This is a genomic window from Streptomyces sp. NPDC029159, assembly GCF_055564055.1.
The window spans coordinates 517,542-540,535 of the sequence record NZ_JBVHWT010000001.1; the positions used below are offsets into that span (position 1 = coordinate 517,542).

Annotated in this window: 22 protein-coding genes; 16 read left to right on the top strand and 6 right to left on the bottom strand. The window is 72.5% G+C overall.

The features are described from left to right. The first annotated feature begins 165 nt into the window (after positions 1-165). Positions 166-609, top strand: a complete 444-nt coding sequence (locus ACZ4U4_RS02355) for a DUF7144 family membrane protein (protein ID WP_467868425.1) — start codon at positions 166-168, stop codon at positions 607-609. Between the two features lie 191 nt (positions 610-800). On the opposite strand, the gene ACZ4U4_RS02360 is transcribed toward ACZ4U4_RS02355, so the two are convergent. Further along, positions 801-1,313, bottom strand: coding sequence for a hypothetical protein (locus ACZ4U4_RS02360; RefSeq protein ID WP_467868427.1), 513 nt, complete (start codon positions 1,311-1,313; stop codon positions 801-803). Between the two features lie 272 nt (positions 1,314-1,585). Here ACZ4U4_RS02360 and ACZ4U4_RS02365 point away from each other — a divergent pair, with 272 nt between their 5' ends. From ACZ4U4_RS02365 to ACZ4U4_RS02380, 4 genes are all read left to right on the top strand, one after another. Further along, entirely contained in the window at positions 1,586-2,320 is a 735-nt protein-coding gene (locus ACZ4U4_RS02365) for a TetR/AcrR family transcriptional regulator (RefSeq protein WP_467868428.1), read from the top strand. Beyond that, the gene (locus tag ACZ4U4_RS02370; protein ID WP_467868430.1) at positions 2,317-3,039 is read left to right on the top strand and encodes a VC0807 family protein; all 723 of its coding nucleotides are present in this window, start codon (positions 2,317-2,319) and stop codon (positions 3,037-3,039) included. Before ACZ4U4_RS02365 ends, ACZ4U4_RS02370 begins: the two co-directional genes overlap by 4 nt. Next, positions 3,036-3,791: an SDR family NAD(P)-dependent oxidoreductase gene (locus ACZ4U4_RS02375; protein ID WP_467868431.1), complete on the top strand. Its 756-nt coding sequence runs from the start codon at positions 3,036-3,038 to the stop codon at positions 3,789-3,791. The genes ACZ4U4_RS02370 and ACZ4U4_RS02375 overlap by 4 nt, the downstream gene beginning before the upstream one ends. A gap of 300 nt (positions 3,792-4,091) precedes the next feature. Next, positions 4,092-4,631: a quercetin 2,3-dioxygenase gene (locus ACZ4U4_RS02380; RefSeq protein ID WP_467868433.1), complete on the top strand. Its 540-nt coding sequence runs from the start codon at positions 4,092-4,094 to the stop codon at positions 4,629-4,631. Here the strand turns inward: ACZ4U4_RS02380 and ACZ4U4_RS02385 are convergent, their stop codons facing one another. Next, a complete protein-coding gene (locus ACZ4U4_RS02385) occupies positions 4,632-4,889 on the bottom strand; it encodes a hypothetical protein (RefSeq protein WP_467868435.1) in 258 nt (85 codons plus the stop codon). Positions 4,890-5,609: 720 nt separating this feature from the next. After that, a complete protein-coding gene (locus tag ACZ4U4_RS02390; RefSeq protein WP_467868437.1) occupies positions 5,610-6,071 on the bottom strand; it encodes an ATP-binding protein in 462 nt (153 codons plus the stop codon). Between the two features lie 245 nt (positions 6,072-6,316). Between ACZ4U4_RS02390 and ACZ4U4_RS02395 the strand changes: the two genes are divergently transcribed. From ACZ4U4_RS02395 to ACZ4U4_RS02445, 11 genes are all read left to right on the top strand, one after another. Further along, positions 6,317-7,183, top strand: coding sequence for a hypothetical protein (locus tag ACZ4U4_RS02395; RefSeq protein WP_467868439.1), 867 nt, complete (start codon positions 6,317-6,319; stop codon positions 7,181-7,183). A gap of 142 nt (positions 7,184-7,325) precedes the next feature. Next, positions 7,326-8,081 (top strand): YcnI family copper-binding membrane protein, encoded by a 756-nt coding sequence (locus tag ACZ4U4_RS02400; protein ID WP_467868440.1) that lies wholly within the window; start codon positions 7,326-7,328, stop codon positions 8,079-8,081. A gap of 68 nt (positions 8,082-8,149) precedes the next feature. Then, complete coding sequence (locus ACZ4U4_RS02405) at positions 8,150-8,800, top strand: SCO family protein (RefSeq protein ID WP_467868442.1); 651 nt, start codon at positions 8,150-8,152, stop codon at positions 8,798-8,800. Beyond that, entirely contained in the window at positions 8,797-9,351 is a 555-nt protein-coding gene (locus tag ACZ4U4_RS02410) for a copper chaperone PCu(A)C (RefSeq protein ID WP_467868444.1), read from the top strand. The genes ACZ4U4_RS02405 and ACZ4U4_RS02410 overlap by 4 nt, the downstream gene beginning before the upstream one ends. A 172-nt stretch (positions 9,352-9,523) precedes the next feature. Further along, the gene (locus ACZ4U4_RS02415; RefSeq protein ID WP_467868446.1) at positions 9,524-11,701 is read left to right on the top strand and encodes a copper resistance protein CopC; all 2,178 of its coding nucleotides are present in this window, start codon (positions 9,524-9,526) and stop codon (positions 11,699-11,701) included. After that, positions 11,701-13,068 (top strand): iron uptake transporter deferrochelatase/peroxidase subunit, encoded by a 1,368-nt coding sequence (efeB, locus tag ACZ4U4_RS02420; protein ID WP_467868448.1) that lies wholly within the window; start codon positions 11,701-11,703, stop codon positions 13,066-13,068. Before ACZ4U4_RS02415 ends, efeB begins: the two co-directional genes overlap by 1 nt. Positions 13,069-13,233: 165 nt before the next feature. Next, positions 13,234-14,160, top strand: coding sequence for a prephenate dehydratase (gene pheA / locus ACZ4U4_RS02425; RefSeq protein WP_467868450.1), 927 nt, complete (start codon positions 13,234-13,236; stop codon positions 14,158-14,160). 743 nt (positions 14,161-14,903) lie between these two features. Continuing rightward, positions 14,904-16,193: a serine--tRNA ligase gene (serS, locus tag ACZ4U4_RS02430; RefSeq protein WP_467868452.1), complete on the top strand. Its 1,290-nt coding sequence runs from the start codon at positions 14,904-14,906 to the stop codon at positions 16,191-16,193. Then, positions 16,190-17,023 carry an HAD family hydrolase gene (locus ACZ4U4_RS02435; RefSeq protein ID WP_467868454.1) on the top strand — a complete coding sequence of 278 codons (834 nt, stop codon included), beginning with the start codon at positions 16,190-16,192 and terminating at the stop codon, positions 17,021-17,023. The genes serS and ACZ4U4_RS02435 overlap by 4 nt, the downstream gene beginning before the upstream one ends. Before the next feature lie 506 nt (positions 17,024-17,529). After that, positions 17,530-18,240: a FadR/GntR family transcriptional regulator gene (locus tag ACZ4U4_RS02440; protein WP_467868456.1), complete on the top strand. Its 711-nt coding sequence runs from the start codon at positions 17,530-17,532 to the stop codon at positions 18,238-18,240. A gap of 310 nt (positions 18,241-18,550) precedes the next feature. Then, positions 18,551-19,864 (top strand): CynX/NimT family MFS transporter, encoded by a 1,314-nt coding sequence (locus ACZ4U4_RS02445; RefSeq protein WP_467868458.1) that lies wholly within the window; start codon positions 18,551-18,553, stop codon positions 19,862-19,864. Between the two features lie 271 nt (positions 19,865-20,135). Here the strand turns inward: ACZ4U4_RS02445 and ACZ4U4_RS02450 are convergent, their stop codons facing one another. From ACZ4U4_RS02450 to ACZ4U4_RS02460, 3 genes are all read right to left on the bottom strand, one after another. Further along, positions 20,136-20,837, bottom strand: a complete 702-nt coding sequence (locus ACZ4U4_RS02450) for an adenosylcobinamide amidohydrolase (RefSeq protein WP_467868928.1) — start codon at positions 20,835-20,837, stop codon at positions 20,136-20,138. Positions 20,838-21,243: 406 nt separating this feature from the next. Beyond that, a complete protein-coding gene (locus ACZ4U4_RS02455) occupies positions 21,244-22,011 on the bottom strand; it encodes an ABC transporter permease (RefSeq protein ID WP_467868459.1) in 768 nt (255 codons plus the stop codon). Between the two features lie 69 nt (positions 22,012-22,080). Continuing rightward, positions 22,081-22,992: an ABC transporter ATP-binding protein gene (locus ACZ4U4_RS02460; RefSeq protein ID WP_467868461.1), complete on the bottom strand. Its 912-nt coding sequence runs from the start codon at positions 22,990-22,992 to the stop codon at positions 22,081-22,083. Positions 22,993-22,994 lie beyond the last annotated feature (2 nt).

Here is a 22,994-nt window from a genome sequence, read left to right on the forward strand (position 1 = left end):
CGTCTCCCCGTACGGCGCGGTCGGCGCCGTACGGGGAGGTCACCGCCGTACGCACGCACCGGGCGCCGAAACCTGGGCCGGGGAGGTTCCCCCGAACGGCGGCACCCGGGTGGTGGCCGGCGGCCGGGCCCCGGACGGTGGGCGTATCCGACCAGAGGAGCGGTCATGGCGCATACGGCGACTCCGCACAACCACCCGCAGCACGGCGACGCACCGGAATCCCCCGACCGCCCGTGGGCGGTCGGCGGCACGGTGTTCGCGGGGATCGTCCTGATCGTCGGCGGTGTCCTCGACATCCTCAAGGGCATCACCGCGCTCTCCTCCGACGCCATCTACACGGCCGTCAACGAGTACGTGTACCGGTTCGACCTCACGGCCTGGGGCTGGGTGCTGGTGGCGCTCGGCATCGTCGCGGTGATCACCGGACTCGGCCTGCTGACGGACGCGATGTGGGCACGGATCCTGGGCGTGATGATGGCGTCCCTCAGCCTCATCGCCAACTTCATGTGGCTGCCCTACCAGCCCCTCTGGGCCATCATCTCCATCGCCCTCGCCGCCTGGGTCATCTGGGCCCTCTGCGCCCACCGACCGCAGCACCCGACGCTCTGAGGCAGCGCCTCCGGCCCCCGAAGGCGGCATTCGTACGGTGCCCGCCGCGCGTTGCGTGGCGGGCAGCGGGGCGTGCGGGGGGAGCGGGTGCCGGGGGCGGGTTTCCTTCAGGGAGGGTTCCTGTACGTGGCGAGGACGGCCGCCTCCACCCCTGCCTGCCCCTCCCCCGGGGGCGCTCCGCCGGACAGCCCCTAGCGGACGGTGCCGAGCAACGCGTAGTACGCCGCCGGGATCAGGACCGAGAAGGCCGGAGCGGCGGTCAGGAGGACGATGCGGGTGGTCGCGTACCGCTTGTACGAGGGCAGCGACGAGCCGACGATCAGCAGGACGAGGGGGAGGAGCAGCGCGCCGCAGTAGCCCCAGAAGTAGAGGGCGAAGCGGTGCTGTTGGGCCTTGTTGCAGGAACCGCACCACATCGGCGAGAGGAAGGCGAAGAGCGCGCCGAACCCCAGCATCGACGTGGTGACGATGCTCGACACCGCCGTCCAGAGGATGGCCCAGGGATCGCGGCGCTCCGGCCGCCAACTCGGCAACGCGGCGAGCGGACCTCCGGCGTACGGGCCGGTCCCGTAGTTCGCGGGCAGCCAGGTCCCGGGCTCCGCACCGATCGCCCCGGCATCCGGCCACGCCCGCTCCGCCCGGCGCTCCGCACCCGCCGCACCCGCCGCGCCCTCCTGCAGGAAGCCGGGCGGAAGCGGCGGCACGGGACGGGGCGGAGGGGGCGTGCGTCGGGGGCCGGCGGGCGGGAGAGCGGTCATACGGGCATCCAACTGCGGCGTCACCTGGGGCACATGAGTCGCGGTACTCAGACGGGAGGGCGGCGGCTGGTGGCGGCGGTCGCGGTGGCTCCGGTGGCGAATCCGGTGCGGCATCGACGGGTCGAATTGATTCAACAGGGGTAGTGTTTATCTGGTTGGATAAACACTACTAGTCGCCTCGGCCGAGGCGACTACCGGATCTGCACCCTGGGGGACCCATGGCACGAGCCACACAGAGTGAACAGGCAGGAAAGGCAGGAAAGGCAGGAGGGCAGGCGAAGCAGGGGGAACAAGCGGGGCGGGCCGAACGAGCCGCCAAGGCCGGGCCCGGTCCGGCAGCGGACTCCGGGGCGTCCCCAAGAACGTTCACCAATGCCGCCCGGCGGGCCCAGATCGTCGCGGCGGCGATCGACACCATCGCCGAACTCGGTTACGCCAAGGCGTCGTTCGCGCGGATCACCGAGCGGGCCGGGTTGAGCAGCCCGCGGATGATCTCGTACCACTTCGCCGACAAGGACGATCTGATGCGCCAGGTCGTGCGGGAGGTCTTCACCGCCGGGGCGGAGTTCATCGGGGGGCGGATGGCCGCCGAGGAGACGGTGGCGGGCAGGCTGCGCGCCTATCTGGAGGCCAATCTGGAGTTTCTGCGGGACCATCCGCGGGAGATGCTGGCGCTCACCGAGATCGGCCCGCACGCCCGGGACGCGGAGGGCGCCGCGTACACCTCGCGCAGCGCGCAGGAGCCGAGTCTGCGGGGGCTGGAGGAGTTGCTGGCGGCGGGGCAACGGAGCGGTGAGTTCCGGGAGTTCGATGTCGCGTCGATGGCGGTGATGATCCGCGGCGCCGTGGACGCCGCCGCGGTGCGCCTGCGCGGCGAACCGGCCCTCGACGTCGACACGTACGCCCGGGAACTGGTCACCGCCTTCGCCCGCGCGACGGAGTCGGAACGGTGACCGGCGGCGCGCCCGACACCGACGGCACGGCCCGCGCCGGCGGCACGGCCGGCCCGGGTCCCCGCACCGGCGGCGCGCTCAGCCGGGCGCTGCTGGTCCACGCCGGGCTCCCACTGGCGCTCTTCTACGGGCTGCGGTGGATGGGGGCGAGCCCGTTCGCCGCTCTGCTCGCCGGGGCCGTGATCCCGGTGGTGGGGGCGGTGCGCGGGGTCGTCGCCGAGCGCCGCGTCGGAGGGCTGCAACTCTTCCTGCTCGGCACGATGGGGCTGACCGTCGCGATGTCGTTCGTGACCGGCTCACCCCGGCTGCTGCTGGTCCGCAACGGGTGGGGGATGGCCGCGCTCGGCGGGTGGATGCTGTGCACGCTGCTGTTCCGCCGGCCGTTCCTGTACGAGGCGCTGCGGCTCGTCGTGGACGAGGAGCGGCAGCGGACACTGGCGGAGAGCTGGGAGCGGCATCCCGCGTTCCGGCGGATGCTGTGGCTGTGCAGCGCCCTCTGGGGCGTCGCCTGCCTGGTCGACAGCGCGGTGCGGGTCGCCCTGGCGATGACGCTGCCGATCGATGTGGTGCCGGTCCTCGACGATGTGCTGCTGGCCGTGACACTGCTGACGCTCTTCGCCGTCCAACGGCTCTTCGGCCGCGCCTACCTGCGGCGCAACGGGCTGCGCCGTGAAGGGGTGGCGGTCCTTCCGCTCGCCGTACCGGGGAGGGCCGGGTGACGCCCGCGGCGGACGGGGCGCGGGCCGCCGCGCCCCGCACCGTTCTGATCACCGGCGGCGCTTCCGGTATCGGTGCGGCGACCGCGCGGCGGCTGGCCCGGGGCGGGTGGCGGGTGGCCGTCGTCGACCGGGACGCCGCGGGCGCGGGGGCCGTCGCCGGGGAGTGCGGCGGGCTCGCCGTCGCCGCCGATGTGGGGGTGCCCGAGGAGAACGCGCGGGCGGTGGCCCGTACCGTCGAGGAGTTCGGGCGGCTCGACGCGGTCGTCCTCGGCGCCGCCGTCCCGGGCCGCTGCACCCTGGACGACTTCACCCCGCAGGCGTACCGGGACACCCTCCGCACCGATCTGGACGGCGTCGTCTACGGGCTGCACGCCGCGCTGCCGCCGCTGCGGAGCCGGGGCGGCAGCATCGTCGTCCTCGGCAGCCTCGCGGGGCTGACCGGCTCCCCCGACGTCTTCTACGCCACCGCCAAACACGCCCTCGTCGGGCTGGTCCGCTCCGCCGCGCCGCTGCTGGCCGCGGAGGGGATCCGGATCGACGCCGTCTGTCCGGGGCTGGTCGACACCCCGGCCGTCGCCCCGTTCCGCGCCGCGCTGCTCGCCCGCGGACTGCTGCTCGCGGCGCCGGACGAGGTGGCAACCGCCGTGGAAACCGTCCTCGCCGACCCGGACACCGGCCGCGTCTGGACCGTCCAGGCGGACCGCCCCGCGATGCCCGCCGACCTCCCCGTCATCCCACTGTTCACCCGCTGACACGCCGCTGACCTGGCGCTGCCTTGCCGCTGACCTGCCGCTTTCCGGAGTGCCTGAGCCGTTCCGCACGCCCGCCCAACACCCCTTCTCCTGCCGCGTGTTGACGGAACGAACCCCTCCCATCGGGCCTCCCTTGGGTGCGTCGGGCGGAGGAAACCCCTCCGCCCTCGGGCGGCGTTGATGTTCTGTGACGGCTTTCGGTCCGCCCCGCACCCGGCGGCGGCCCGGCCCCGTGCCGGCCGCCACGGGCGGCCCGGTCACCCACGGTCCATCGCCACGGGCACGACGGAAAGGAACACCATGAGTTTCCTCCAGCGGGACGACGGCACGACCACTCCCGAGCAGCCGCGCAGCCCGGACGGCGGCGGAGTCCGCCTGGTGAAGGCCGGCGAGGGCCCGACCGTGTGGCTCAACGGCGACGTCTACACCGTGAAGGTCGGAGCCGACGGGACCCACGGCGCCCTGGCCATGCTGGAGGCGTCGGTCCCGCCCGGCGGCGGCCCTCCGCTGCACAACCACACCCACGAGGACGAGGCGTTCTACCTGCTCTCCGGCCAACTGGAGATGTACGCCGACGACACCGGCTACGAGGTGAGATCCGGCGACTTCGTCTTCGTCCCACGCGGCATCTACCACCGCTTCCGCAACACCGGACTACACCCCGCCCGACTGCTCGCCGTCTTCACCCCCGCCGGCTTCGAACACCTCTTCCTGGAGGCCGGCCGCAAGGCCCGCCCAGGCGAGCCGATCCCCCCGTTCAACCCGGCGGACAACCCCAACACCAAGGAGATAGGCGAACGCTACGGCTCCTTCCAGGCACCGGATGCAGCGACGGGGTGACTACTGCGCGGACGGAGGAGCAGGGGCCTGTGCGGCTTGCTCCCGGCGGAACCGTTCGAGCAACTGCAGGTTCTTCTGCTGCCACTTCCGCTTGTAGTGGGACCCGGCGGTGAAAGCCACGAGGGCCAGAACCCCCAGGATCACGACGCCGGCAAGGAACTCGCCACGGCCGGCGATCCCTGCGAAGGGCAAAATTACGGCCCCGAGGAGGCCACATGCGAAGACCAGCTGAACTGGGTGCCAGTCCTCGGATGCCATGAGTTGTCTGCGTGCTCGGGCGGCGAGCTCCGGATGGATCAACGCAGGGTCCCAGGGCTGCCCCGGCGGATACCACGCGCCGGTGGACCGTATGCGAGCCAGCGTCGCTGCCGCCCGCTGCCGGGAGAGGGGCTGTCGTCCCGGAAGAATGTCAGTCGGAAGTGGCCACGCCCGTAGGACTCATATCTGCTGGGTTCGTAACCGAGCTCGGTGCCGATCCATATGGCGCGGTCAGCCCAGGAGGTCTGGTAGGCGGTGAACATCAGCTCAACCACGGGCCGTCCGTCGAAGTAGGAGACCGTGGTCAGGTCCTGCATCGTCAGCCGTCACTCTCTTCCGGAACTCCGCCGTCGGCCAGGTGCGCTCTTGCGCCTCAGTCTGCCCGACGCCGACCTATGAGTACGGCGAGGGCGGCTGCGAGCCGTACTCTGCATGACCGGGCAGCCTGCGACGCCGACCTCAACTGCCGCTCTCCTACGGTTCGTTCATCTCCAGCGAGGATCGAGGATCAGCTCGGCTTCGCCCCGGCGTCGTCCACGCCCGCCACCGGATCAAGCCGACTCTTCAACGGAGGTGTACGCCCCGCTCACGGACGACCGGGTCCGCACCGCCCCGCGCCGGACCGCACCGGACCGACCGGCAGCCGTGATCAAGGCCCGGTGAAGACGTACCTACCGGAGCCGGAAGCCCGGGCCCACCAAGGCCCTCGTCGCGCGTCGCTCACGACGCCATCGGCAGCGCTGCGCCCTCGCGCCATTTGAGGATCTTGTCGAAGCTCACCACGGCGCCTCTTCGGCCGGTGCCGGTGGCGTAGCGGACGTGGTCGGTGAGGGCCTCGATGAGGAAGAGGCCGCGGCCGTCCTCGGCGTCGGCGGGGGCGAGGGGCGGGGTGAGCAGGGTGGGGTCGGTGGAGCGGGGGGCGCGGACGAAGCCGGGGCCGGAGTCGCTGACCTCGATGTGGCAGGTGTCGCCGTCGATGTAGGCGGTGACGCGGTAGTCCGAGCCGTCCTCGCCACCGCCGTGTTCCACGGCGTTCGCGCACGCCTCGGAGAGCGCGACCGACAGGTCGTAGCAGATGTCCGGGTCGACCCCGGCGGTCTCCATCGCCCCCAGAAGCAGTCGCCGGGCAAGCGGCACACTCGCCGGTTCCCGGCGCAGATGGAGTGACCACCACATGCTCATCGCTCCAGCCTCCTGGCCGCGGCTCGACATACCGTTACGTATTGCCGCCGTAGGAGCGACGTAAGCATGCGCGGGGCGGCACACCGCTCGTTCGGCGGATGCGGAGTACCGAGCGCGCCGTGTAAGTGCGCTCCGGGGTGTGCGCCCCCGCGCGCCCCGGCGTCCCCCGGTGGGCCCCCTCGGGCGCCCCTGCGCGCCGACCTGCCGTAGGCGGCCGGTAAGGCGGGTGGGATGATGGCGCCGCCATGACTGCCCCCGCCCGCCACGCGCGTGCCGCCGCCGATCTGCGGCTGCTGAGGGCCGCGGTGTTCACCGCGGTCTGCGTCGTGCTGGCCGCGACCGGGCACATGGCCGGATCCCTCGCCTCCGTTCCGCTGTGGACGCTGGCCGCCGGCTGCGGCGTCGTCCTCGTCGTCGCCGCCCCGTTGGCCGGACGGGAGCGATCTCTACCCGGAATCGCCGCGGCGCTCACCGTCGGACAGCTCGCGCTGCACGCGCTGTTCTCCGCCGGCCAGCACTGTGCGGCGCCCGTGGCAGCGGCCGGCGGGCGGCTCGACGACGCCACCGTGATCACCCTCGCCCGCCGTCTGACCTGCGGTCTCGACGGCGTACGGCTCGGCGGCGAAGCGGCGCACCGCATCGTCGCGCAGAACGGTTTCGACCCGTCCGACCCGCGCACCGCCGAGGTTCTCGGCAGCGGCGGCGCGGACGGTATGGCCGGGATGGGGCACCTCGCGGGCGCGCCGATGGCGCACTCCGTGCTGCCGTCACTGCCGATGCTGCTCGGTCACCTCCTCGCCGCGCTGGCCGCCGGATGGCTGCTGCGCCGTGGCGAGGCGGCGCTGTGGCGGCTGATCCGGCTGTCCGCGCCGGTGGCGCACGAGGCCGCGGCGCAGGCGCTGGCCGGGGCGCTGCGCTCGGCGCTGACGCTGGTCCGCGCCCTCCTCGCCGGGCTTCCCGGCCACCGCACCGGCCCCACGGCGCCGCTCGCCCACGCGGCGGGCCCGTCCGGGCCGGAGGATCCCGCACTGCTGCACAGCGTCGTCCGGCGGGGCCCGCCCGCCGTGGCCCCGGGGCACGTCCGCACCGCCGGATTCGCCCTCGCGGCCTGACGCGCGCGCAGTACCCGCCCGACCGGGCCGGACTCCCGCGCCGTCATCGGCTGCGTCAAATCTTCCCCTTTGACGCTTTTGCCACTTGTGGCGTCGGCACCGTACGCCGACGCCCATGACGCCGATGTGGAGACATTTCGCCATGGCTTCTGAGATGACACCCGGGACGACGCCGGACACCACCCCTGACGCGCCGCGCCGCGGCCGCCGGATCGCGCGGCGCCTGCCGGTGATCGGCGGACTCGCGGCGGCGGGTGTGCTGGCCCTGGCCGGGCCGGCCTTCGCGCACGTCACCGTGGTGCCCGGCACCGCCGAACAGGGCGGCTACGCCACCGTCAGCATCAAGGTCCCCAACGAGCGCGACCACGCCTCGACGGTCAAGGTCGAGGTGAACCTGCCGACCGACCACCCGCTGGCGTCGGTCATGCCGCAGCCGGTGCCGGGCTGGAAGGTCGAGGTCACCGAGGCGAAGCTGGACAAGCCGCTGGAGATGCACGGCGAGAAGATCGACAAGGCGCCGTCGAAGATCACGTGGACGGCGGACGGCAAGGGCATCGGCCCCGGCCAGTTCCAGCAGTTCCCGCTCTCCGTCGGCCAGCTGCCCGACCACGCCGACCAGGTCGTCTTCAAGGCGCTCCAGACGTACGACAACAAGGAGGTCGTGCGCTGGATCGAACCGGCGAAGAAGGGCGCCCCGGAGCCGGAGAACCCGGCACCGGTCCTCGCCCTCACCCCGCCCGCCGGCGGGGCCGGCGGCGCCGAGCCCGCCGCCTCCACCGCGGCCGCGGACGCCTCCGGCAGCGACACCACGGCCCGGGTGCTCGGTGTCGTCGGCATCGTCGTCGGCATCATCGGAGTGGGCTTCGGCGTGTTCGCCGGACGCCGCCGCTCCGCCTGACCGCCTCCGGGCCGGCGTCCCGCGACGCCGGCCCGGTCCCCCGTTCACCGACCCCCGGACATATCGCCATGCGTGGAAAGACCCTGATCGCGGCCGTCCTCACGGCCGCTGCCGCCCTCACCCTGACCGCCTGCGGGCCCGACGACGACGGCGGCGACAAGCCCGCCGCGTCGGTCTCCGGCGCCACCGCCAAGCCGATCGTCACGCTCGATGACCCGATCGAGAAGCCGGACCTCACCCTCACCGACTCCGACGGCAAGCCGTACGACCTGCTGGCGAAGACCAAGGGCCACCCGACCCTCATCTACTTCGGCTACACCAACTGCCCGGACGTCTGCCCGCTGACGATGGCCAACATCGCCGTCGCGGTGAAGCAGCTGCCCAAGGCCGAACAGGACGATCTGCGGGTCCTGTTCATCACCTCCGACCCGGAGCGCGACACCCCCCAGGCCCTGAAGAAGTGGCTCGGCGGGATCAACAAGAACTTCACCGGCCTGACCGGGAAGTTCGCCGACATCCAGCGCGGCGCCCGCGACGTCAACATCGGCATCGAAAAGCCCGTGGTGAAGAAGAACGGCGACGTCGTCTCCACCCACGGCGCGCAGGTCCTGATGGCCTCCCCCAAGGACGACCGCATCCACTGGATGGGCATGCAGGAAGCCACCGCCGACAACTACACCTCCGCACTCCCGAAGCTCATCAAGGGGCAGAACCCGTGAACCGCCGCACCCTCACCGCCACCGCTCTCGCCGCCGTCTGCGCCCTCGGCCTCGCCGGATGCGGCGGCTCCGGTACGTCCGCGTCCGACAAGCCCGACGCCGCGAAGAGAGCCCCGCAGCTGAAGGTCTCCGGGGCGTACATGCCGCAGCCGGTCACCGACAAGATGGCCGGGGCGTTCCTCACCGTCGAGAACACCGGTGGCGCCGACAAGCTCACCTCCGTCACCAGCGATCTCTCCGACGATGTGTCCCTGCACACCACCAAGGGCAACGCCATGGAACACGTCAGCTCCCTGCCCGTTCCGGCGGACGGTGCACTGAAGCTGGCCAGCGGCGGCGACCACATCATGTTCATGGGCCTCAAGCGCAAGCCCGCCGAGGGCCAGAAGGTCACCATCGAGCTGCACTTCGCCAAGGCCGACGCGATCACCGTCCAGGTGCCGGTGAAGTCCGCGACGTACCGGCCCGCCACCGGCGGCGGTCACGACGCGGGCTCCGGGGACATGGACCACATGGATCACATGGACCACTCCGGGCACGCCCGCAAGTAAGCCGCCCGGGGCACGCCCCGCCGCCCTGGGGCACGCCGGTCCGCCGCCCGCCCCAGGGCACGCCGCCCCGGCCCACCGCCCGTAGGCCCGGGTACGTCCGCTCCGTACCCGGGCCCCGCGCCCACGCACTCGACGCACACGACGCACACGACGCACACGAAGGGGAGCATCCATGACGCCGCCCACCGGCACCGCGCCCGCCCGTCCCCGCCCCGGTGCCGCCCGGCTCCGGCGGCCGGTGGCCGCGCGCCTGCTGGCCGTCGCCGTCGCCCTCTGCGGCCTGCTGCTCGCCACCGCCGCACCGGCCCAGGCCCACGCGGCGCTGACCGGCAGCAACCCGGCCCAGGGCGCGGTGGTCGCGCACGCCCCCGAGCAGGTCACCCTCAGCTTCTCCGAGGGCGTCGCGATGGGCGACGACTCCGTACGCGTCCTCGACCCGCACGGCACCCGCGTCGACCGCGGCAAACTCCGCGACCTGTGCAGCGGCGAGACCGTCAAATACGGCACCGGCCTGCCGCCCGGCCTCCCCGACGGCACCTACACCGTCGCCTGGCAGGCCGTCTCCGCCGACAGCCACCCGGTCTCCGGCGCCTTCACCTTCTCCATCGGCGCCCCGTCCGCCACCAAGGCACCGCTGCCGCAGCAGGAGGCGGGCGGCGGCCCGGTCGGCGCGCTCTACGGCGTCGCCCGCTACCTCGCCTACGCCGGTTTCGTGCTGCTCTTCGGCGGCGCCGCGTTCGTCCTGGCGTGCCGCCCCGCGGCCGCCGGCGTCCGCTCCGTGCAGCGGCTGACCGTCCACGGCGGCTGGGTCCTCCTCACCGCCGCCACCCTCGCCCTCCTCCTGCTCCGCGGCCCCTACACCGGCTCCGGCAACCTCGCCGACGTCACCGACCTCGACGCCCTCCGCGCCGTCCTCCCGACGAAGACCGGCATCGCCCTCACCGCCCGCCTGCTCCTCCTCGCGGGCGCGGCCCTCTTCGTCACCCTGCTCTTCGGGGCGTACGAACGGACCCGGCGGGCGGTCGCGGAGCACCGCGACGGGGCCGCCCCGGGTGACGCGGCGGACCTCGCCCCCCGGGGCGACGCGGCCCGGACCCGGCTGCGGCGGCTCACCGCCGGACTCGCCGTGGGCGGCACACTGCTGGCCACCGGGACCGCCGCGACCTGGTCGTTCGCCGAACACGCCTCCACCGGTCTCCAGCCGGGCCTCGCGATCCCCGTCGACCTGCTGCATCTGCTCGCCGTCGCCACCTGGCTCGGTGGCCTCGCCGCCCTCGTCGTCTCCCTGTACTGGGGGCCGCCGGTGGAACGCACCGCCGTCCGCCGCTTCTCCCGCCTCGCCTTCGCCTCCGTCCTCACCCTGGTGGCCACCGGCCTCTACCAGTCCTGGCGCCAGGTCGGCACCGTCCACGCCCTGACCGGCACCGCCTACGGGCAACTGCTGATGCTCAAGGCGGGCCTGGTGCTCCTGCTCGTCGGCCTCGCCTGGGTCTCCCGCCGGTGGACGGCACGTCTGACGGAACGGGCGGATACGGGGGCGGGCGCCGGGGCCGAAACCGCCGGGGCCGCCGAGGCCGGCACCGCGGCATCGGCCAGTACGGTTCCGGTTCCCGGTCAGGCACCGGCCCCGGAGCGCACGGCGCACCCGGAGCGCACCACCGCCGACGCGCTCCCCGCGCCCGCGCTCCGGGACGCCCCCGACACCGACCCCGAGAACCCGGACCCCGCCCCCGTACGGGCAACCGCCCCGGAACCCGAGGCCGACACCCCCGACCCCGTAAGGGCCGCCCAACTCGCCCGGCAGCGGGCCGCGCTGAGCACCGCCCGCGTCAAGCGGCTGCGCGACGCCGATCCGCAGCGGCTCGGACTGCGGCGCTCGGTGCTGGCCGAGGCGGGCGTCGCCGTCCTCGTCCTCGCCGTCACCACCGTGCTGACCGGCACCGAACCGGCCCGCACCGAGGCCGCCCTCCAGGCCGCGGGCGCCGAACGGTCCCCCGACGCCAACCAGCCACAGGTGCTGACCATCCCGTTCGACACCGGCGGCGCACACGGCAAGGGCACCGCCCGCATCGACCTCGACCCCGGACGCGCGGGCGGCGGCAACCAGCTCCGGGTACGGCTCTCCGACCCCTCCGGGGCCACCATGGACGTCCCCGAGCTGAAGGTCTCCTTCACCCTCGGCGCCAAGCACCTCGGCCCGCTCCCGGTGACCGCCGCCCACACCGGCAAGGGCCACTGGCGCGCCGGCGACGTCCAGCTGCCCGTCGCCGGCCGGTGGCAGCTCTCCCTCCTCGTCCGGACCTCCGACATCGACCAGGTGACCGAAACCAGGAACGTGAAGATCGACTGATGAGCACGAAGAAGCCGCACGGCAACCGCGAAGCGACCCCGGACGCCAAGCCGGTCCCCCCGCAGACCCCGCGCCCCGCAGCCGCCCCGGCCGCACCGGCCACGGCGGGCACCTCCCCCGCCGGTGCCGCGCCCACCGTGGAGCTGTCCCGCCGCCGTCTGCTCGGCACCGTCGGCGCCGCCGGGGCGGCCGGACTCGTCGTCGGCGGCGCCGGCGGCGTCATCGGCGCGACCGCCGCCCGCGGCGACGCCCCCGCCCCGCTCACCACCATCGGCACCACCCGCGTCCCCTTCCGCGAAGACCGCGCCGCCCACCAGGCGGGCATCACCACCCCGCTCCAGGCCAACGGCCACCTCCTCGCCTTCGACCTCGCCCCCGACGCCGACCGCAAGGCCGCCGGCGCCCTGCTGCGCCGCTGGACCCGCACCGCCCAGGACCTCATGGCAGGACGCGCCCCGGCCCACGACACCGCCGTCGCCACCGACGCCGGACCGTCCTCCCTCACCGTCACCTTCGGCCTCGGCCACTCCTTCTTCGACCGCACCGGCCTGACGAAGCAGCGCCCCGTCCAGCTCGACCCGCTGCCCGACTTCTCCGCCGACGCCCTCGACCCCAAGCGCAGCAACGGCGACCTCTGGCTCCAGATCGGCGCCGACGACGCCCTCGTCGCCTTCCACGCCCTGCGCACCCTCCAGAAGGAAGCCGCCCCCACCGCCCGGCTGCGCTGGCAGATGAACGGCTTCAACCGCACCCCCGGCGCCACCGCCCACCCCATGACCACCCGCAACCTCATGGGCCAGATCGACGGCACCAACAACCCCAAACCGTCCGACCCCGACTTCGACACCCGCATCTTCGTCGACCGTGACGCCGACGCCACCTGGATGCGCGGCGGCTCGTACGCCGTCGTCCGCCGCATCCGGATGCTCCTCGACGACTGGGAGAAGCGGCCCCGCACCGACCAGGAGAAGATCATCGGGCGGCGCAAGGACACCGGCGCACCCCTGACCGGCGGCGACGAGACCACCCCCATGCGGCTCGACGCCAACCGCCCCGACGGCCTCCCCGTCATCCCCGCCAACGCCCACGCCCGCATCGCCGCCCCCGAGTCCAACCAGGGCGCCGCCCTGCTCCGCCGCCCGTTCTCGTACCACGACGGCTTCCGCGACGACGGCGCCCCCGACGCCGGACTCCTCTTCATCTGCTGGCAGGCCGACCCGCTGCGCGCCTTCACCCAGATCCAGCGCAAACTCGACCGCGGCGACGCCCTCTCCCCCTTCCTCCGCCACGAGGCCAGCGGCCTGTACGCCGTCCCGCCCGCCCCGGAGTCCGGCGGTTACGTGGCCCAGCCGCTGCTGGAGGGCTGATCCGACTCCGATATCCACAGGGTGGCGTCCGGCGGTGGCCGCCCTGTGGACACCCGACCGGCCCACGCCGCGGGCTCGGTATCGTGACGGCACAGGGAGATCGGCGGGGTGTCCCCCGCAAGCTCGGCGGGACATTCCCCGCAAGAACGCGAGGGAGACACCCGCATGTCGGCCAGTCGCTACACCTACCTCGGCCCGGCGGGCACCTTCACCGAAGCGGCGCTGCGCACGCTCCCGGAGGCGGCCACCCGTGAGCTGGAGCCGATGGTCTCCGTCCCCGCCGCCCTCGACGCCGTCCGCAACGGCGAGGCGGCCGCCGCCCTCGTCCCCATCGAGAACTCCGTCGAGGGCGGCGTCACCACCACCCTCGACGAACTCGCCGCCGGCGAACCGCTGATGATCTACCGCGAGGTGCTGCTGCCGATCACCTTCGCCCTGCTGGTCCGCCCCGGCACCACCCTCGCCGACGTCAAGACCGTCACCGGCCACCCCGTCGCCCAGCCGCAGGTCCGCAAGTGGCTCGCCGCCCAACTCCCCGACGCCGCCTGGGAGTCGGCCGCCTCCAACGCCGACGGCGCCCGCCTCGTCCAGGAGGGCCGCTACGACGGCGCGTTCGCCGGCGAGTTCGCCGCCGCCACCTACGGCCTGGAACCGCTGGTCACCGACATCCACGACGCACAGAACGCCGCCACCCGCTTCGTCCTCGTCGGCCGCCCGGCCCGCCCGGCCGCACCGACCGGCGCCGACAAGACCTCGCTGGTCCTGTGGCTGCGCGCCGACCACCCCGGTGCGCTCCTCGAACTCCTCCAGGAGTACGCGGTCCGCGGCGTGAACATGATGCGCATCGAGTCCCGGCCGACGGGCGAGGGCATCGGCAGGTACTGCTTCTCCGTCGACTGCGAGGGCCACATCACCGACCGGCGCGTCGGCGAGGTCCTGATGGGCCTCAAGCGGGTCTGCCGCGGCGTCCGCTTCCTCGGCTCGTACCCCCGTGCCGACCAGGTCGCGGCCACCGTCCGCCCCGACATGACCGACGCCGCCTTCACCGATGCCGCCGACTGGCTCAACCGCTGCCAGGACGGCCGCCTCTGAGAGGGGCGGATTCCTGACGGGGCGAGGCGTCCGGAGCGGCGATTCCGGCCACTGCCGGGAGACCGTACGGACCCCGTCCCGACGCCCTCACCACGGGCGTTCCACCCCACTGTGGACTATCCACAGAGTTATCCACAGGGCCGTCCCGGTGCCTGTGGGTAAGCGTTCGCGGGATTCGGACAGAGCGGACAAATCACTCTACCGAGCCCAGACCCCGCCACGCCGCCCCACATCGCCACACGCCGAGCCACGTCATCCCTTTTTCCGTGATCAGCCCTTTAGGGCTAGGTAACGCCACCCGAAAGAGTGCATGAAGAGGGTTTGGGTGCCCGATTCACCGCGAATGATTCGCCACCCGGAAGGCGAAGTTCCGAGTTCCACAGTTCTCACACACAGCCTGTGGATAAGAATGCCCACGCCACCCACACCTGTGGACAACTCGACTTTTCTCCACAGCCCGCCCCCCGGAATCCCCCACCTCGCGCCGCATGTCTCGCCCGGCGGACACCCTCCCAGGGCCCATCGAGGCGCCCTCGAAAAACCGCCATCCGGCGACGCGAACGACGCCCCGTCCACCCCGTCCGGAATGCCATCGAATTCCCTCCGCCATTCCGTCCCGCCGCGACGCCAGGAGGCTCCACACGACCACCCTTACCCAGGGAATAAACGGCCCAAAACGGACATTGCGACATGCGGAGGAATATCGCGTCGAGCCCCGCCGTCCGCCCCGGTAGCCTGGGAGGGTGATTGACCTTCGCCTGCTCCGTGAGGACCCCGACCGTGTGCGCGCCTCCCAGCGCGCCCGTGGAGAGGACGTCGCACTCGTCGACGCACTCCTCTCCGCCGACGAGCGGCGCAGGTCGTCCAGCGTCCGCTTCGATGAACTGCGCGCCGAGCAGAAGGCGCTCGGCAAGCTGATCCCCAAGGCCGCCGGCGACGAAAAGGCCGTGCTGCTGAAGAAGGCCGGCGAACTCGCCGCCGCCGTCAAGGCCGCCGACGCCGCCCAGGACGAAGCCAAGGAAGAGGCCCATGCCCTCCTCCAGAAGCTCGGCAACCTCGTCCACCCCGACGTCCCCGTCGGCGGCGAGGAGGACTTCACCCTCCTGGAGACCCACGGCACCATCCGTGACTTCGCCGCCGAGGGCTTCGAGCCCAAGGACCACCTGGAGATCGGCGAACTCCTCGGCGCCATCGACGTCGAACGCGGCGCCAAGGTCTCCGGCTCGCGCTTCTACTACCTCACCGGCATCGGCGCCCTGCTGGAGCTGGCCCTGGTCAACGCCGCCATCGCCCAGGCCACCGCCGCCGGCTTCACCCCGATGCTCACCCCCGCGCTGGTCCGCCCCCGCGCCATGGAGGGCACCGGCTTCCTCGGCCAGGCCGCCGAGAACGTCTACCACCTGGAGAAGGACGACTACTACCTCGTCGGCACCTCCGAGGTCCCCCTCGCCGCGTACCACATGGACGAGATCATCGAGGCGAACCAGCTGCCGCTGCGCTACGCCGGGTTCTCGCCCTGCTTCCGCCGCGAGGCCGGCACCTACGGCAAGGACACCCGCGGCATCTTCCGCGTCCACCAGTTCGACAAGGTCGAGATGTTCTCGTACGTCACGCCCGACGACGCCGAGAACGAGCACCGCCGCCTCCTCGACTGGGAGAAGCAGTGGCTGACCGGCCTGGAGCTGCCGTTCCAGGTCATCGACGTCGCCACCGGTGACCTCGGCGCCTCCGCCTCGCGCAAGTTCGACTGCGAGGCATGGATCCCCACCCAGGGCAAGTACCGCGAGCTGACCTCCGCCTCGAACTGCAACGAGTTCCAGGCCCGCCGGCTCTCGGTCCGGATGCGGGAGACCGTCGACGGCAAGCCGAAGGTCCAGCCGCTCGCGACGCTCAACGGCACGCTCTGCGCCGTCCCCCGCACCATCGTCGCGATCTTCGAGAACCACCAGCAGGCCGACGGCTCCGTGCGCGTCCCGGCCATGCTCCGCCCGTACCTCGGCGGCCGCGAGATCCTGGAGCCCGCCTCCAAGTGACCCCCTCCGGACCGGCCCCCACGCCAGCCCTGCCCTACCAGCTCATCGCGACGGACCTCGACGGGACGCTGCTGCGGGAGGACGGAACGATCTCCCCCCGCACCCGCGCGGCCCTCGCCACGGCCACCGCGGCCGGCGCCGCCCACATCGTGGTGACCGGCCGCGCGGTGCCCTGGACCCGCCACATACTGGAAGCGCTCGACTACCAGGGCATCGCGGTCTGCGGGCAGGGCTCGCAGGTCTACCACGCGGGCGAACAGCGCCTGCTGACCTCCGTCACCCTCGACCGCCAGCTCGCCGCCCTCGCCATCGCCAAGATCGAGACGGAGACCGGCCCGCTGCGACTCGCCGTCAGCCGCGACGGCCTCGAAGGCGAAGTACTGGTCGGCCCCGGCTACCACCACAAGGAGGGCCCGCTCCCGGCCCTCCCCGTCGACGACCACGCCGAGCTGTGGACTGCCGCGGTCAACAAGGTCTACCTCCAGCACCCGACGCTGGACGACGATGCGCTGGCGGAGGTCGCCCGCGCCACCGCCGGCGACCTCGTCGGCGTGACGGTCTCCGGACCCGGCATCGTCGAACTGCTCCCCCTCGGCCTGACCAAGGTCACCGGCCTCTCCCTGGCGGCCCGCCGCCTGGGCGCCAAGGCCGACTCCACCATCGCCTTCGGCGATATGCCCAACGACCTCACCATGTTCGCCTGGGCCGCCCACGGCGTCGCGATGGGCAACGCCCACCCCGAACTCAAGGCTGTCGCCGACGAGATCACCGCGTCGAACGAGGACGACGGGATCGCTGTGGTGTTGGAGCGGTTGTACGGGAGCGGGTAGCGGGAGCGGGTCAGGCGGCGCCCTGGGGAAGGTGTCGCCTTCGGGGCGTGCGGACCGGCGGTACGAACTGCTGGCAGTGCGAACTGCCGGTGGTACGAGCTGGGCGTGTGGTTTGCCTATCGGGTAGTGCGGGTCGGCGGTTCGGTCTGTCTGGAGCGTCATCGGTCGGCGGTGTTCGCCGGGTGGGTGGTCCGTCGCGGCTTCGATTACTCTCCGTGAACGAATGCGTGGGTCGCATCGTTCCAGTTACTTAGCGCAATAATTACAGAGAGTGATGTGGGTGTCGAGTGGCTGCGCCGCCTCTTCCCTGGTCGCTTTCGTGACCCCCTTCGCCGATCGCCTGCGCTGATTACCTTCGCTCGCTGATTGCCTTCGCTGACCTCCTTCGGGGTGCGCGACCTCGCCTCAGATCGGGCGGGCGCTCAGCCCGCAATGAGTCCGTGTACCGTGAACTTATAAGTTGTAGGATGACTGGGCAACCGGGCAGGAAGGGCGTGTGAGGGCGGATGGTGCTGCAGGCGGCGGGGCGTCGGTCTTTGGTGGACACGGTCGTCGAGGCGTTGCGGGCGCAGCTCGTCGCCGGGGAGTGGAAGGTCGGGGAGCGGATTCCCACCGAGCACGCGCTTGCCGAGCAGCTGGAGGTCGGACGTAACACCGTGCGGGAGGCGGTGCGGGTCCTGGTGCATGCCGGGATGCTGCGGTCCCGGCAGGGTGAGGGGACCTTCGTGGTGTCCGCCACCGACCCGGGTGCGGTCATGCGCGGGGTGCAGCGGGCCGGGATCCGGGACGTGCTGGAGGTCCGGATCGCGCTGGAGGCGGAGGCCGCGCGGCTGGCGGCGGTCCGTCATGAGCCCGCGGACCTGGAACGGATGCAGGCGGCGCTCGACGCCCAGGCACAGCTGGAGGGGGAGGACGGGCTGCCCGCGCACGGCAATCTGGAGCTGTATGCGGATCATGACGTCGCGTTCCACCGGGCGGTGGTCGAGGCGGCGCACAACACCGCGCTGACGGCCACGTACGGCTGGTTCAGCAGTTCGGTGCGGGAGGCGCTGGTCACGGCGTTGGACGACCAGGCGATTCCGAAGATCGTGCACGGTGATCACCATGCGGTCATGACGGCCATCGCCTCCGGCGACCCGGAAGCGGCGGAGCGGGCGGTCCGGGCGCTGCTGGACAAGCCGAAACGTGCCGTGGAGACGCTGCTCGACGGGCGGTGACGCGGCGGCACAAGGGGGAGAGAGGCGCCGGTTCGGGGCGGGGTTTCCCGGTGACGGGTCGGCTGGAGCGGTCCGGGGTGAGCGGTGGTGGGCTGCTCGGGCGGCGGCTCGTCCTGCCGTTCGTGGTGCTCTTCGTGGGCTGCTCGTGGTGCCCTTCGTGGCGCCGCTTGTGACGGGCCGTCTGGCGGGCGGTGTGTGCGGCGTTGTCGTTCTCCGTTCGTCGGGGCTTGCTGCGCCTGTCCCTTCGGGGGCTCAACTTCCTTTGTCAGTCCCCTATTTCTTCGAGTTGTGATTGGTGAGGTGTGTACGCATGTCCGGTAGCAGAGCCGAGGCTCCGTTGTCCGAGGTCCCGTTGGCCGAGGTCCCGTTGATTGATGCCGAGGAGGACCTGGCGGCGGCGCCGCAGGTCGTCGTGGCGCGACGGCAGTTGCGGGCGCATCCGGCGCTGTTGCTGGCCGGGATCGTGCTGGCGTCGTTGAACATGCGGGCGGCGCTGGCGGGGATGTCGCCGCTGCTCGCCGAGATCGGTCACCACTTCGGGCTGGCGGCGACGGCGACCAGTCTGGTGACGGCGATTCCGCTGGTGTTCATGGGGCTGGGGTCGATCGTTGCGCCGAAGCTGGCGCGTCGGTGGGGTACGGAGACGGTGCTGTGCGGGGCGTTGGTGCTGCTGTGCGGCGGCATCGTGCTGCGGATCGCGCCGCCGGTCGTGGCACTGTTCGCCGGGTGTGCGGTGGTGGGGACCGCGATAGCCCTGCTCAACGTGTTGATGCCGGGGCTGATCAAGCGGGACTTCCCGGAGAAGGCCGCCGGGATGACGGGGCTCTACACGACGGCGATGGTGCTGGGCGCGACGGTGTCGGCGGCGACCGCGGTGCCGTTGGAGGAGGCGCTCGGCAGTTGGCAGGGGGCGCTGGTCTCGTGGGCGTTGCTGGCGGGGGCGGCGGCGCTGGTCTGGGTGCCGCAGGCGGTGATGTCCCGTAGGGGTACGCACCACGGGGAGGCGGCGGCGCGTCCGGCGCACACCGTCGAGGACGGGCCGCGGCTGAACCGGTCGGCGCTGGCGTGGCAGGTGACGCTGTTCATGGGGTCACAGTCGCTGATCGCGTACGTGATGATCGCGTGGATGCCGACGATCTTCACGGATCACGGGATGGGCAAGGGCAAGGCGGGGCTGATCTTCGCGTTCAGCACGTTGGTGCAGATGGCGGGTTCGTTCGTGGTGCCGATGCTGGCGGGACGGATGCGTCAGCAGCGGCTGCTGGGTGTGATGGTGTCGGCGCTGATGGCATGCGGTGTCGTGGGGCTGATGGTGGCGCCGGTCGCGGGGGCGTGGCTGTGGGCGGTGCTGCTGGGGCTCGGTCAGGGCGGTGCGCTGGGGCTGGCGCTGACGATGATGGTGCTGCGCTCCGGGGATGCGCATACGGCGGCCCGGGTGTCGGGGATGGCGCAGACCGGCGGGTATCTGCTGGCGGCGGTCGGCCCGTTGGCGCTGGGTGCGGTGCATCAGGTGACCGGTGGGTGGAGTGTGCCGCTGGTGCTGATGCTGGTGGTGTGTGCGGGGCTGGCGCTGCTGGGCATGGGCGCGGGCCGAGACCGGCGGATCGGGGCTCCGGCGGCGTAACCGGCATCGGGGACATGGAGGAAGCGGGGCGGTGGCCGGGAGGCGCCGCCTCGCTTGGTGTTCGGGATGCGTGGGGGTGCGGGGCCCATCCCGTGCGGGGAGGGTGGCGGAGGCAATTCCCCTACGGGTGGAACGGGCCGGGCCCGTACGGGTGGAACAGGCTGGCCCCGTAAGGGTGGAACGCGCTCCCCCGTACGGAGCCAGGGCGGGGCGGGGCAGCGGTACACACGCGGGTCGGCCCCCGGCGCCCGGCCCCCTGGCAGGAACCCGGTTACGACGGCGTAGCGCGGAGACGCGCATCGCGGGCGACGGCTTCGTGGGTGGCGCGGTGGACGGCGTGGGCGAGGCGGGCGCCCCAGAGGGCGCGGGGGCCCGCGAAGTGTTCGGCGGGGGTGGCGTTTCCCGGGGTGCGGGCGGCGATGCAGACCGCGTCGGTGGGGGTGCCGGAGGCGTCGTAGCCGTTGTCGTGGAGCGCCTGGACCTTGGCTTCGGTGGCGGTGGCGACGGCGTTGACGAGGGCCGCGTCGGTGAGGGGTACCGGGAGTGCGACGAGGATGTTGATGGTGCCGGGGCCGGGGTGGGGCACGGTGTGCAGGGCGGGTACGGCGGCCCAGCCGGAGACGCCGACACCGGCGGTGACCAGGGCTTCCGCGCCGTCCTCGGTGGTGTGGGCGGCGGTGGCGAGGATGTCGGCGGCGGTCATCAGTGCCACGCCGGGCGGGAGCGGGGCCGAGGGGGATGCGGGTGGCGTGGTGAGGGCCGGGGCGGCTATCTCGGTGAGGTGGTGGTGCGGGTCGCGGCGGGTGTAGCCGTGGGGGACCTGGGCGTTGAGGAACCAGTGGCGTTCGCCGATGCCGCCGCCGAGGACGGCGCTGGAGATCATCCGCCAGCCCGGTCCGGCCCGCCAGAGGAGCGCCGGGAGGGTGGCGGGTGCGCCGGGGGCGCCGGGGTGGTGCAGCGTCTCGGTGGTGATCAGCGGGGAGGTGGCCGGTGCCGTGGTGGCCGGTGCCGTGGTGGGGGCGGGTGGTGTCGGGGAGGGCGTCGGGGGCGTCACGCGGTCACCTTACGGAGGGCCCGTAGGGGGGGCGGCGCCTGCGCCGGCTCGGCCTCAGGCCAGAGTCCGTACGACCGGCTCCGGGCTCGGCCCGCACATCCGGGACTGCACCCCCAGCTCCGGGCCCGGGTCCGCACATCCGGAGCCGCACCCCGGCTCCGGCCTCAGGATCGGCCTCGTCTCCGGCCTCAGGCTCGGCCTCGTTCACGTACGCCCGGCCTCGGCCCACTCCGTACGCCGTTACGTCGCCCCCGCTCCGTACAGCGGTCGGCGACGCTTCGGATCCGAGCGCCGTGGTCGGCAACCCGCCGTCGTACAGCGGCAGTCACTCCTCCCCGGCGAGGGTGAGGGCGCGGAGGCGGCGGGTGGCGTACCAGGTGGCGGCGGTGGTGGCAGCGATGAGGAGGATCGCGGCGGTGGGGAGGGTGACGGCGGAGGCGATGGTGGAGTCGGGGGCGAGGCGGCCGCCGAGGGCGAGGGCCCACTGCTGGATGCTGAGGGTACGGGCGCCCGGGACGAGGCTGCCGAAGAGAGATTCCCAGACGAGGGCGTAGACCAGGCCGATGACGACGGCATGGCGGGTGATCGTGCCGAGGAGCAGGAAGACGGCGGCGTAGGCGATCGAGGCGACGGCTGCGGCGGTGGCGTAGGCGACGGCGATCTGCTGGCTGTTGCCGTTGAGGACGTAGCCGGCGACGAGGACGGGGACGGCGGAGAAGACGAGGGCGGTGCCGGTGGCGACGGTGAGTTTGGTGAGGACGATGGTGCTGCGGCGGATGGGCTTGGCGAGGAGGTAGACGACGGAACCGTCGTCGATCTCCGGGCCGATGGCGCCGGTTCCGGCGATGACGCCGATCAGGGGGACGAGAGTGGCGAGGGCGAATCCGCCGAGGATCTGCTGGGCGGTGGTGTCGTCGGCGCCGGTGAGGGTGCGGACGGCGACCGCGATGACGAGGAGGAGGGCGGGCAGGGCGAAGAGGATCAGGGCGCGCCGGCTGCCAAGGAGGGTGCGGTAGGTGAGGCGGGCGACGGTGGGGTGGAAGAGGGCGGGCGGCAGGGGTGCGGCGGGGGTGGGTGGGCTGGTGGTGGACATGTGCGGGTTCCTTCCGGGGCGGGCGGGAGCGCTGCGGGCCGGGGCGGGCGCGGGCCGCGTCGGTGCAGGTCAGGCCGTGACGAGGTAGGAGAAGACGGATTCCAGGGATTCGTCGGAGGGGGTGACCGTGAGGAGGCGGATGCCCTGGTCGTGGGCGACGCGGGGCAGCAGCGTGGTGAAGCGGGTGAAGTCGACGGCCTGGATGTGGAGGGCGCCTTCGGTGTGGTCGACCTGGATGCCTGCGGTGGAGGGGTCGGCGATGAGGGCGGCGGCGAGGGCGCGGTCGTTGTCGGAGCGGACGAGGTAGCGGTGCGGGCGGTCCGTCATCAGGCGGCGGATCTTGCGGAAGTCGCCTGAGGCCGCGTGGCGTCCGGCGACGACGACCTCGATATGGGTGGCGAGTTGTTCGACCTCTTCGAGGATGTGGGAGGAGAAGAGGACGGTGCGGCCCTCCTCGCCCATGTGGCGCAGGAGTTCCATGAGGTGCATGCGCTGGCGGGGGTCCATGCCGTTGAACGGTTCGTCGAGGAGCAGGACCGTGGGGTCGTGGACGAGCGCGGAGGCCATTTTGACGCGCTGGCGCATGCCTTTGCTGTACGTGGCGATCTTGCGGTCCTGGGCGTACGTCATGTCGACGGTGGCGAGGGCGGCGGCCGCCTCGGTGCGGCCGAGGCCGTGGAGTTCGGCGTTGGCGAGGACGAATTCGCGGCCGGTGAGGACGTCGTACATGGCTTCGCGTTCGGGGACGATGCCGAGGTGGCGGTAGCTGCGGGCGTTGCGCCAGACGGGGTCGCCGTCGAGGGTGACGGTGCCGTGGGAGGGGGCGAGGAAGCCGCCCATCATGTTGATGAGGGTGGATTTTCCGGCGCCGTTGGGGCCGAGGAGGCCGGTGACGCCGGGGCCGATGGTCATGGTGATGTCGTTGACGGCGACGACGTTGCCGAACCAGCGGGAGACGTGGTCGATGCGGAGGGTGCTCATGG